Source organism: Flavobacterium bizetiae (genome assembly GCF_024271895.1).
Lineage (GTDB): Bacteria > Bacteroidota > Bacteroidia > Flavobacteriales > Flavobacteriaceae > Flavobacterium > Flavobacterium bizetiae.
This window is the reverse complement of record NZ_CP091861.1, coordinates 2,738,595-2,751,016: the sequence shown is the minus strand read 5'-3', so window position 1 is coordinate 2,751,016 and position 12,422 is coordinate 2,738,595. Positions and strand designations below refer to the sequence as shown.

The 12,422-nt window shown below is 33.7% G+C and carries 10 protein-coding genes; 9 read left to right on the top strand and 1 reads right to left on the bottom strand.

Features of this window, described 5'->3' with window-relative positions:
- The first annotated feature begins 177 nt into the window (after window positions 1-177).
- The 4 genes from L0669_RS11900 (at window position 178) to L0669_RS11885 (ending at window position 4,012) form a co-directional block, all read left to right on the top strand.
- On the top strand, window positions 178-495 hold the full coding sequence (locus L0669_RS11900) for a hypothetical protein (protein WP_263763744.1): 318 nt from the start codon (window positions 178-180) through the stop codon (window positions 493-495).
- A gap of 588 nt (window positions 496-1,083) precedes the next feature.
- Complete coding sequence (locus tag L0669_RS11895) at window positions 1,084-2,316, top strand: DNA cytosine methyltransferase (protein WP_263763742.1); 1,233 nt, start codon at window positions 1,084-1,086, stop codon at window positions 2,314-2,316.
- The gene (locus L0669_RS11890; RefSeq protein WP_263763740.1) at window positions 2,316-3,548 is read left to right on the top strand and encodes a hypothetical protein; all 1,233 of its coding nucleotides are present in this window, start codon (window positions 2,316-2,318) and stop codon (window positions 3,546-3,548) included. The genes L0669_RS11895 and L0669_RS11890 overlap by 1 nt, the downstream gene beginning before the upstream one ends.
- Window positions 3,549-3,550: 2 nt before the next feature.
- A complete protein-coding gene (locus L0669_RS11885) occupies window positions 3,551-4,012 on the top strand; it encodes a hypothetical protein (protein ID WP_263763738.1) in 462 nt (153 codons plus the stop codon).
- 257 nt (window positions 4,013-4,269) lie between these two features.
- Here the strand turns inward: L0669_RS11885 and L0669_RS11880 are convergent, their stop codons facing one another.
- The gene (locus tag L0669_RS11880; RefSeq protein ID WP_263763736.1) at window positions 4,270-7,710 is read right to left on the bottom strand and encodes a methylmalonyl-CoA mutase family protein; all 3,441 of its coding nucleotides are present in this window, start codon (window positions 7,708-7,710) and stop codon (window positions 4,270-4,272) included.
- 306 nt (window positions 7,711-8,016) lie between these two features.
- Here L0669_RS11880 and L0669_RS11875 point away from each other — a divergent pair, with 306 nt between their 5' ends.
- From L0669_RS11875 to L0669_RS11855, 5 genes are all read left to right on the top strand, one after another.
- Window positions 8,017-9,585 carry a L,D-transpeptidase family protein gene (locus L0669_RS11875; protein WP_263763735.1) on the top strand — a complete coding sequence of 523 codons (1,569 nt, stop codon included), beginning with the start codon at window positions 8,017-8,019 and terminating at the stop codon, window positions 9,583-9,585.
- Between the two features lie 195 nt (window positions 9,586-9,780).
- Window positions 9,781-10,431 (top strand): hypothetical protein, encoded by a 651-nt coding sequence (locus tag L0669_RS11870; RefSeq protein WP_263763733.1) that lies wholly within the window; start codon window positions 9,781-9,783, stop codon window positions 10,429-10,431.
- Window positions 10,432-10,553: 122 nt separating this feature from the next.
- The gene (locus tag L0669_RS11865) at window positions 10,554-10,973 is read left to right on the top strand and encodes a cytochrome c oxidase assembly factor 1 family protein (RefSeq protein WP_263763731.1); all 420 of its coding nucleotides are present in this window, start codon (window positions 10,554-10,556) and stop codon (window positions 10,971-10,973) included.
- A gap of 112 nt (window positions 10,974-11,085) precedes the next feature.
- Window positions 11,086-11,706: a hypothetical protein gene (locus L0669_RS11860; protein WP_263763729.1), complete on the top strand. Its 621-nt coding sequence runs from the start codon at window positions 11,086-11,088 to the stop codon at window positions 11,704-11,706.
- Window positions 11,693-12,286 carry a hypothetical protein gene (locus L0669_RS11855; protein ID WP_263763727.1) on the top strand — a complete coding sequence of 198 codons (594 nt, stop codon included), beginning with the start codon at window positions 11,693-11,695 and terminating at the stop codon, window positions 12,284-12,286. Before L0669_RS11860 ends, L0669_RS11855 begins: the two co-directional genes overlap by 14 nt.
- The last annotated feature ends 136 nt before the right edge of the window (window positions 12,287-12,422 follow it).

The window sequence follows — 12,422 nt, the reverse complement described above, 5'->3', positions numbered from 1 at the left end:
CTCGCAAAATGTAAAAAACATATTTATCGCCGTACCATACAGCTAAAAATGATTTGATACAGAACAATCTATTTCTTTCTTCGCCAGATAAACAAAAGTACGATTTTTCTTTCTATAAAATTATACCAGCCAAATTGTAAAACGATCAACAAGATACAAATAATAAATATACGCCTTATGGAAACTAATGAAACAGATACTTTAGCGAGACTTAAAAAATTAATTGCATTATATTTTCGCACATTACAACCTGCCAACGATCAGCAAGAAACTTATATCGCTCAAATTAAATTTTTAAATTATTTTGAATTGGGTTGCGTTATTACCGATATGATAAAATTATGTATTTTGGCACTTGATCACGATATGCACAATGTGAACGAAAAGAAAAACCAATCTATAAATGTGGGTCTTATTTTAGAAACCGTCCTGCAAATGTTTCCTTTGAATGAAATGGAGTTTTTGAGTTGTGTTGGGGAAATGGTTTGGGAATGATTTTCTTTTTTTACTATTTCAAAGCGGTATAAACATAGCCGGTGGTTTCAACCACGGGAACGTAATATTGTCTTTCTCGTATTGTGTCCCCGTGGCTGAAACCACGGGCTATATTTGATAATAGGATTTTTTATGGTTTTGCTGGCGCTGATGAATTATGATTACGGAATTTCTTTGCTCTGGACGGATTAAAATCCGTCCCTACAATATGTTTTGTTCCTTCGGAACTTTATAGTAATAACCGCAATCTTGTCATTTCGACCGAAGGGAGAAATCACACTCCTAACTTCGCAAAGATTGATGACAGTTGCTATGCGAAGTCTCCTGACTTCGCACACGTTGCTATATTCCTTGACAATTATATTTTTATTCTCTTTTTAGATCATTGGAGCGGGTACGAAGTCGGGAGACTTCGCACAGCAAACGTGAACACTTTGTAGAGCGGGGAGCACCGCACTCGCACAAGCAGGAAGAATTTCAAACATCAAGTAAACATTAAAAAGTAAAAAATGTTTTCTTACATCACCTAATATAGTTAGTGTTTTTTCATTAATTTTGACGTACTTAAATAAGCCTAAAAAATATCAAATGCCAGAAATAAAAGAATATATCCAAATTGATGAAATTAATCCTATTGTAGAAGATGGGCAAATCAATATTTACGGAGAAGTAGAATCAGATATAGATAAAAAAAATATTTGGGATACTTCAATAAAAGTAGAAGAAAATGGATATTATTGGAATGGAGAACCTATAATTAAAAAAGGTAATAATCTTGGTACTGAAAAACCAATAGTAGCAGAATTATTCTGTGGATGTGGAGGAACTTCATTAGGTTTTGAAATGGCTGGTTTTGAAACTGTACTAGGTTGTGATATTCATACTCCTTCAATTCAAACCTTTCAAGCAAATCATCCAAATTGTTCAACAATAAATGGAGACATAAAGAAAGTAAAACCCGAAACAATTAAAGAATTACTAAATGGTAGACAACTTGATATTTTAATAGGTGGAATTCCCTGCCAAGGTTTTTCATTAAATAACAGAAAAAGACACGAGAACGACGACAGAAATTATATGTATAAAGAGTTTGCTCGATTTGTAGAAGTATTACAACCAAAAGTTGTCGTTTTAGAAAATGTTTCTGGAATGAAAAGTACGGGTAATTTTGTAAATGATATAGAAACTCACTTAAGTCATATCGGAAATATGACAGTAAAAAGCAAACTTCTATATGCCCCAGATTATGGTGTCCCTCAAAAAAGAACTAGACTTGTTTTCGTTGGCATCAGAGATAATGAATTTGATTTTAATGATATCATTAAAACTCACGGTCCTGAAACTGACAAGAGTTATGTTACCATAAAAGAAGCAATGGGAGATTTGCCTTCCTTGAAAATAAAAGAAACTAAAAATAAATATAAAAAGGCTCCATTTAGTGAATACCAAGAATTAATGAGAATTAATACAAATGAAACTTTTACTAATCATACTGCTCCAAATCACCCATTGGATACAATTGAAAAAATTAAAAACACAAAGCCGGGACAACCTATGTATGAAAAGTTCAAGCAACGTATTCGTTTAGCTTGGGATATTTTAAGTCCAACACAAGTTTCCGGAGGTATTCGTCCACAATTCCAATTTGGACATCCAGAAGATAATAGAGGACTGTCAATACGCGAAAGATGTAGAATCCAAAGTTTTCCTGATGATTTTGTTGTCAAAGGCGGAATAGTACAAGCAAGAGTTCAAACAGGTAATGCAGTTCCTCCTTTATTAGCAAAGGCTGTAGCATTAGCAATCAAAAAATACTTATAATGAATTATCGAATCTGGTATAGTACCGAAAGTTTTGCTGATTTTATTATTGCAAATACCGAACTACGTAATAAAACTTATGTTAAGAAAAAGATGTTTGAGAGTGATGCAAATAATGCAAAGAATTTTCATACTATGCCTGACCATATAAAGAAAATACTATATTTAGATGCACCTGATTTAATAGTGGAGATTGATCATGAACCTATTTTCTCAGTTGAAGTTTCAACTGAAGCAGGAACTGGTCACAATGCTTTTCAAAGATTCGCTAGATTAGCTGCTTCGGTTGAAAATAATGTTCCAGCCTTTTACATTTATCCTGAAGCGGCAATCATTACAAGACAAAATACACCTCCAAAATGGGATAAAATAAACCCTTTGGTATTTAAAGCATTGGATGATGTAATGTCAATTTACAACATTCCTGCTCTTCTGTATTATTATCCAAGTGACTATAGAACTCATCCTAATGCTTCAACTTCAACAAATCAATTAAGCAAAGGAATCTTACACGATCCAAACAGAAATTATTCAGGTAGTCCTTTAGGTACGGATGCAGAAATGACTAATATGTTTATTGCTATGAATGAAATAATTACTGTATTTGAAAGATATGGAATAGTGACAGGTAGAGGAAAATTACTTGGCAATAGAACTGTTATTGCAAGAAGAACACTTATGAATCAGGAGTTTCAGAATAAAGGTGGTCACTTAAATATGTCTCCCTTATCTGCAACAATAAAAATTCCAACTAGATATCTATTAAACTACCTTTCGCAATTTGAAAATTCCAATTACTCTATTGGAGAATTATTAAAAAGTCGAGACGAAACAATAATTTACAAGGTAAATGCTGCATTTAGAGGTGATCCATACCCAGGAGCATTAGCTGCAATTGACTATTTGCTATGTAGAGAAGGAAAATCATTTGAAGAAAGAAGATTTAATCTTGTTCTTGCTTGGTCTGATGTAGATATTGATCATGTAAATAATACAATCATTCTTCCTGGAGTCAAAGGAAAAGTTGATGATTTTGTGAATGCCGTTCAAGCAAGTGAGAACAAAAACATTCTTTCGAAAGATTATGCAAATATTGCTAATCATGAAATTCCGAGATATTATATGCAAGTTCGATACGGTTCAACATATTCTAAAGTAAAACATATTCGTGTGTTCTCATATTTTGCTGATGCAATATTATTTCCAGACGGAGCTTTATGGAGAGACGCTTAACTATGAAAGAAGAAAAAGTAACAATAAATCTATTGAACTGGCTAGAAAGCAATGGTTGGAAAATTATTTGTTATGATTTTCCTCAAAGTGGCACAGGTGTATTATTACACCCTAATTCAGAAGAAAACAGAACTGCAAAAAATAAAGGGGGCATTATTCCGGATATAATTGCAGTAAAAAACAATTGCGCACTATTCTTCGAAAATAAAAATAGGTTTTATGAGCCTGACTTTAATAAGATTTTTTTACTAAGAACTGAACAAAATTATTCTAATTCACTTATTCAATTACTGAAGGGACATAATGTTAAAGTTATATATTATGGAATAGCAATATCTGATGTAGAAAAAGAAATAAAGAAATCTAAACTTCATCTTGAAAAAATTCAATTTTTAATTAGTACAGACGAGAAAAAAAATATCACAATTCATTATGATGCTGAAGGAATATTTACCGAAACTTAAGAAGTCATGAAACTTCACACAGCAATTAGTAATTTAACGTAATCCAAAAACTTTTAATTAATTATTACTTTTATCATATCTATTTTTTTTTATTAAATATCTTGATATGAGTTAATTACAAATTACAATCAACTTAAATCTCTTTAAATAATTTAACTATAGATGAAATTTAAACGTCTATTTTTATCGGACATTTAAATCCATAAAAAAACCTCCCATTTCTGAGAGGTTTTTTCATAAATATAAAACAGTAAATTCTACATATTCCTTCTATACTGCCCGCCAACTTCAAACAATGCCGAAGTAATCTGACCAAGCGAACAAACCTTTGTAGCTTCCATTAAATGATCGAATAAGTTTTCGTTTTTAATGGCGGCTTCTTGTAGTTTGTTTAAATGTTCGTTTACTTTTGCTTCGTGAAACTGGTGTAAGTTATCCAGCATTGTAATTTGATATTGTTTTTCTTCTTCGGTGGCGCGAATTACTTCTGCCGGAATTACCGTAGGAGAACCTTTTGAACTCAGGAAAGTGTTTACACCCACAATTGGGAAATCTCCGTTATGTTTCAGGGTTTCGTAATACAAACTTTCTTCCTGAATTTTAGATCTTTGATACATCGTTTCCATTGCACCAAGAACTCCGCCACGTTCTGTGATTCGGTCGAATTCCTGTAGAACTGCAGCTTCAACTAAATCGGTTAATTCTTCGATGATAAACGAACCTTGTATTGGGTTTTCGTTTTTCGCCAAACCTAATTCTTTATTAATAATCAACTGAATCGCCATTGCTCTACGAACAGATTCTTCTGTTGGCGTTGTAATCGCTTCATCGTAAGCATTGGTATGCAATGAATTACAGTTGTCGTAAATCGCATACAAAGCTTGCAAAGTCGTTCTGATATCATTAAAATCAATTTCCTGTGCGTGCAATGAACGTCCGGAAGTCTGAATATGGTATTTTAGCATTTGTGCTCTTTCGTTGGCGCCGTATTTGTTTTTCATGGCTTTTGCCCAAATTTTACGCGCCACACGACCAATTACCGAATATTCTGGATCAACTCCGTTTGAGAAGAAGAATGATAAATTAGGTCCGAAATCATTGATGTTCATTCCGCGGCTTAAGTAATACTCCACGTAAGTGAAACCATTAGAAAGCGTAAAAGCCAATTGCGTAATTGGGTTCGCCCCTGCCTCGGCAATATGATATCCTGAAATCGAAACCGAATAGAAATTACGAACGTTTTTGGTAATAAAATACTCCTGAACATCACCCATTAAACGTAAAGCAAATTCGGTGGAGAAAATACAAGTGTTTTGCGCCTGATCTTCTTTTAAAATATCAGCCTGAACCGTTCCACGAACTTGCGATAAAGTTTTTACTTTTATCTCATTATAAACATCCAAAGGCAAAACCTGATCTCCGGTAACGCCCAAAAGCATTAATCCTAAACCGTTGTTTCCTTCCGGTAAATCGCCTTGGTATTTCGGGCGTTCTGTTCCTTTTTCTTTATATATTTTATTAATTTTAGCTTCAACTTCTTTTTCAAGATCGTTTGCTTTGATGTAATACTCGCATTGCTGATCGATTGCCGCATTCATAAAAAAGCCTAACAACATTGGTGCTGGCCCGTTTATCGTCATACTTACAGATGTTAAAGCGTGCACCAAATCAAAACCTGAATACAGTTTTTTAGCATCATCCAAACAACAAATCGAAACTCCTGCATTCCCGATTTTTCCGTAAATATCAGGACGAATATCCGGATCGTTTCCGTATAAAGTCACACTATCAAAAGCCGTCGAAAGTCGTTTTGCCGGCAATCCTGCACTTACATAATGAAAACGTTTATTGGTTCTTTCCGGTCCGCCTTCTCCGGCAAACATTCTTGACGGATCTTCGCCTTCACGTTTAAACGGATATAATCCTGAAGCAAACGGAAATTCTCCAGGAACATTTTCCTGTAAATTCCAACGTAAAATATCGCCCCAGGCTTCGTATTTAGGCAAAGCAATTTTAGGGATTTGTAAATGCGATAAACTTTCAGAATGTGTCGCAATCTTAATTTCCTTATCACGAACTTTAAATGAGTAAACCGGATTTTTGTATTTAGCTACTTTTTCGTCCCAATTCAGGATAATTTCCCAATTGTACGGATCTAAATCCATTTTTACCTTATCAAACTGATTCAATAAAAGATTAAGAAATATTCTATTTTCGTCGTGTGGCTGAGCTGCACTTGGTAAAACAGTCGAGTCGTCGATTCCTGCTTTATTAATTTGAGGAACTTTTCCTGAAACTGATTCAATGGTTTTAAAAATTCCGTATAGTTTTTGCGCTACTTTTTGTTGCGAAACGGCACTTTCGTCGTACGATCTGTTATTCTCTGCAATTTCAGATAAATAACGGGTTCTGTGTGGCGGAATCACGAAGATTTTCTCGCTCATTTCTTTGGTGATTTCAAAAGTCGATTTCAGTTCTGAGGCTGTTTTTTCGACAATTTTATCCATGATCGCTTTATAAAGAGTGTTCATTCCCGGATCATTAAATTGTGATGCAATAGTTCCGAAAACCGGCATATCATCAGGATTTTTATCCCAAAGGTTATGATTGCGCTGGTATTGTTTTTTAACGTCGCGAATGGCGTCTAATGCTCCTCTTTTATCAAACTTGTTCAAAGCTACCAAATCAGCAAAATCAAGCATGTCGATTTTCTCCAATTGTGTTGCAGCTCCAAACTCAGGCGTCATTACATATAAGGATACATCAGAATGGTCCATAATCTCAGTATCTGATTGTCCGATTCCTGAAGTTTCCAGAATAATCAAATCATATTTTGCTGCTTTCAAAACCTGAATAGCTTCGGCTACATATTTAGACAAAGCCAGATTGGACTGACGTGTTGCCAGCGAACGCATATAAACACGAGGATTATTTATGGCATTCATACGGATTCTGTCTCCTAAAAGTGCTCCTCCTGTTTTACGTTTCGAAGGATCGACAGAAATCAATCCGATTGTTTTTTCAGGAAAATCAATTAAAAATCGACGAACCAATTCATCTACCAAAGACGATTTTCCTGCTCCACCCGTTCCGGTAATTCCTAAAACAGGAATTATAGAATTGGTATTATTAATATGTATCTGGTCAAAAACCGGTTTTGCAATTTCAGGAAAATTCTCTGCCGCAGATATTAATCGTGCAATGGCAGTGGGAACTTTATTTTCGATATGATCGATTTCTCCGTTTAATTTGTCTCCAATAGGATAATCAGAACGTTCTACCAAATCGTTGATCATTCCTTGTAAACCCAAAGAACGGCCATCATCTGGCGAATAAATTCTCGTAATACCATATTCATGCAATTCTGCAATTTCGCTTGGCAGGATTACTCCGCCTCCGCCTCCAAAAATCTTAATATGCCCCGCCCCTTTTTCATGAAGCAAGTCATACATATATTTAAAGTATTCATTGTGTCCGCCTTGATAAGAGGTCATAGCAATAGCATTTGCATCTTCCTGAATAGCGGTATTCACCACTTCTTCGACACTACGATCATGACCCAGGTGAATCACTTCGACCCCGGTGGACTGAATAATACGTCGCATGATATTGATCGCTGCATCATGTCCGTCAAAAAGAGATGCTGCCGTAACAATTCTTACTTTATTTTTAGGAATATATGGTATTTGTTGTTCCATTTTATGAATATGATAATTTTAAGGGAGCAATTTACAAAATATTATAATATTTGATTACCCTTATATCTTTTTGTTAACAAAAAAAATAATCTTTTTTTGATATCGAGGGGTAATAATCGAAATCGTTATCGTATATATCCTATATAAGTCTTATAGAAATGTTAATAACATGGTAATCTTGAAAAATTTAGATTAAATACAACAACTTGTTTTCCAGATACCTAAAGTAATTTAGCATGGTAGAAAAGCCCCAAATTTTTACCCAAAAACTTTTACCGTCAAGTAATAAACGTAAAAATTTAAAAAATGAAAACATTATATCCATTCGCCGTAATTTTAAGTTTAAGTTTTGTTTTATCTTCTTTTAATAAAGCAGAAAACAATATTAATTCTCATAAAAAAACTTCAACTGTTGCCACCGTTTACAATCATTCTGATGCTGATGTAGACGCAATTTCAAATGATTTCTTTAAAAGATATTCTGATTTGAAAAAATATAAATCTGATGTCATGTCTTTATATAAAAATAGAACTTTAGGAACTATTTGGTTTGATGAAGATGATATCAACGAATTTGGTACTGTATTATACGAAAAAGCAAAAAAAACAAATGATCTGATTATTCCTTATCAAAAAGAAATCGACGAGCTTTTTTCTACATCTGAAACTAAACTTTCTAAAACAGATGCTGATATGCTTTTAAGCTCATTATATATTGCTTACGCTAAAAAAAGCATTGCTGACACTAAGAAAAAAGTATCTTATGATGCTATGTTGAAAGATTTCTTAAACTATAGCACTATCGAAGAAGCCACTGCTACAACCAGCACAGATGCAGCCAATGTAAAAGTAGAATACGATCAATATTATAAATTGCAGGATGTTCTTAAAAAATACAAAAAAATAGAACGCTCAAATAAATGGAAACCAATTGTTCCGGAAGAAACACCTTATAAAGAATTACGTCCGGATGCCGTTTCCTCTACTATTACTCAGGTTAGAACTCGTTTATATTTATTAGGAGATTTAAAAACCGATTCTAAAAGCAACGTTTACGATCGTGAATTGATGGATGCTGTAATGAAATATAAAGTTCGTAATGGTTTTAAACCGAACTATATTTTAGCCGAAGAACATATTAAAGAAATGAACGTACCGCTTTCTGACAAAATGGAAACGCTAAAACTTAATATGGAAAGATGTCGTGCGATTTCGGCTCTGATTGCCAGTAGCGATGAGTATGTTTTGGTAAACGTTCCTTCATACGAATTAGTGTATGTTAAAAACGGAAAAGTACAAATGACATCAAGCGTATTTGTTGGAGCACCATTAACTAAAACCACAATTTTTAATGGTGAGATTGACAGAATCGTTTTTAGCCCTTATTGGACTGTACCACAAAGTATTGTAAACAATGAGTTGAAAGGTAAAATAGCTGAAAATAAAAATTATCTTGCCGAAAAAAATATGGAGATGGTAAATGGTCAGGTAAGACAAAAACCAGGTCCGGACAACTCTCTAGGATTGGTAAAATTTATGTTCCCAAACCCGGATGATATTTATATGCACGATACGCCATCTAAAACTTTATTCGATTTTGAAAAAAGAACGTTCAGCCATGGTTGTATCAATGTAAAAATGGCCAAAGAATTAGCAGTTGCAATGCTTAAAGATTATCCTGAATGGACTCAGGCTAAAATTGATAAAGCAATGGAGGGTAAAACCGAAAACAGCTTTAAATTAGCCAAAAAAGTGCCTATCTATATTACTTACTTTACTTCATTAGTAAACGAAAATGGTGAGATTGGTTTCTATCAGGATGTTTACGAAAAAGATGCTGAGTTAACTACTGAAAAATCTGTTACTTTAAATTAATAGCTTTAAAATAAAAAAAATCGGGAATCCATTAAGTTGGGTTCCCGATTTTTTTTTGAAGAGTAGGAACAATTCTAAACTATATTTTTTTTAAACTTATAATGTTATACCCTAAACTTTTAATGGTACTTCATGTTTCTTTTTAAATAGACCTTTGCAAATAATTTAAAAGCACTATTCTGCAAAATCAAAACTATGAAAATTACTACCATTAAATCAGTTCTATTTTTCCTTATTTTAAGTCTAACAGCATGTTCTTCTAACGATTCTAATGAAGAAGAGAACATTGTGCCGGAAAAAAACTCATACGAATACTACGTGAATGCTACAATGCAGCAAGCAATTGATGATCTTGGCATAACGATTCACAAAGGTTTGACTCCTCCTAATGTAGAGGGTATTTATACCATAAACCCTTTTTACTGTGCTAAATCTACTAAACCCGGAGATCTTTTTGATGATCTGGAGATAGGTGCATCAACCCTTACTCTTTCGAATCAGAATACTGCAAAACTAAGCGTCGATTTCAAAAATTTCCTGATCTATTCCTTCATGTTTCAAAATGAAACCTGGCAAGGAAAAGGTTCTTTTATATCTGGCGAAGGTAATAAATTCTCTATTTTATTGCATAGCGATGGAGAACTAGCAGGAACTGATCATGTTTCGAAATTTCAAAACCTGATTATTTTATCTGGTGAAATAGATGTTCAGAATAATAAAATAAAAGGTATCAAAAATTTGCAAATGGCATCGATTATGTCTGATGATTATGGTGATCCTCATAAAGATCTAATGGAAATTGGAATGGGGAGATTTTTCACGAATAGTTATGCTGGCGTGAAATAAATAAAAATTCTTACGTACCAATAATTAAATCTCAAATGAGATCTAAAAATTCATTTGTATTTCAATTTTAATTATCGGTATCTTTCTAACTTTAAACTCAAATCTAAATAAAAATCTATTTTATGGAAGACGATTACGTTGAAGTTAGAAAAAGTTGGTGGCAAAGAAACTGGAAATGGTTTGTACCAACAGGATGTGTAAGCATTTTGCTGATTTTTGTGTTGTTTATAGTGAGTATTTTTTTTGGAGTTACCTCGATGATGACCAATTCTGATGCATATAAAGGCGCAATGACCGAAGCACAAAAGAATAAACTGGTGATTGAAAAACTAGGAAGCCCGATTGAAGATGACGGAATGACTTCCGGAAGTATAAACACAAGCAACGATAGCGGAAATTGTGATTTACAAATCCCTATTAAAGGTCCTAAAGGCAAAGCAACTTTATTTATTGTGGCCGAGAAAAAAGGTATCTGGAAATATAGCGAAATGACAGTTTTGATTAAAAACACAAACGAAGAAATTGATTTACTGAAAAAATAACGGCTATAAATTGAGGCAGATTTCTATAATTAGATTTCTGCCTTTTTTTATTGAAAAGATGGTATTAGATATAGTATCTTTAGCCATAACAAATTTTCACATTTTCCAGATTATGAATATCCGCCTGTTTACTTTATTATTTCTTTTTAGTTTTTCTATTTCAGTATTTTCTCAAACCAATACAACAAATCATACCACAATAAATTCATCCGCTACAGGAAGTATCGTTCAGGATGAATATATCAAAATATTGTGGCTGGACAAAAACGGTGCGGTACAACTCAATACGACTTACATTAAAACATTAACAGATCAGCAACGCGCTGCATTAGGCTATATTGCCACTGATGTAAGCAGCGAATGTAACTGGGACAGCGCCAAAAAAGCTGATGAAAGTAATTTGAAATGTAGATTTCTTTGGGCACTTAATTTAGGATATCAGTGTTCTGAAACGCATTTATCTTTTTTGAAAAAATGGTTTAAAGAAGATACCAAGGTTTTAGAGCGATTGCAATATTGTAACAAAACGGCATCTTCGGCAAAAATTCAGGATCATTTTATTGAAGTCAAAATGATGACTGTAAAGGATACTATTAAAATTCTTTACAGCGCAGTTGGCGAAGATCTCGACAAACAAAAAACATGGAGCTGGCAGGAAGAATCTACTTATTCTTTTACTAAAACCGGCATTAAACAAGTGAACCGCAAAAACATCAACGGTGAATATAATTAAGCCAATAAGCTCCAATAGAAAACTAATACAATTATTCTTTTTATTTTTTTGTGGTCTGCAATGCATTTCGGTAACAGCACAATCTGATAATTACCATGTCCTTATAAATCGGGTAAAAGAGTTTTCGAAACCTGCGAGGATTTTAAACCAACACATTGACGCATCCGGAAATGGTTCGGCAGAATTTACAAATGCAGAAAAGCAAGTGCTTCGTTTTCGCTTAGATCATCATAAATTACAAATACAGCATGGCGGAATCGCTTATCAGCTTTTCTATTACAAAAATGATTATTTAGAAAAAATTCAAACCCTGGATGTTAATGGAAAATTAGCCGGAGAAAGAGAATCTAAAAATGAATCCGGAGTACTGTTTGTTATCGAAAAACCTAATTTGTACCTGAAGAAAAAGAAACTCATTGACGATGCCGAAGGAAACATTGACCTTAAAGATGACAGCAACGAAAGAATTATCAGAGTTCAATTGTACGACGAAAATAATATGCTCATCCCGGAATTTCAACCTACTTATATCTCCAGCAAAACCTATTGGAATTATAATGTCAGAATGTATTGGCCGTAGGGAAAGCCGATAAGTTACTGAGGTACTAAAAACCAAATTATACCACTATAATTTCATCTTAATTTCTAATCTAGCCCCGATGGAAGTGGAAATCCTTTTGCTTTTAGCTGCCAAAAAGCAAAAGATTGAAACGTAC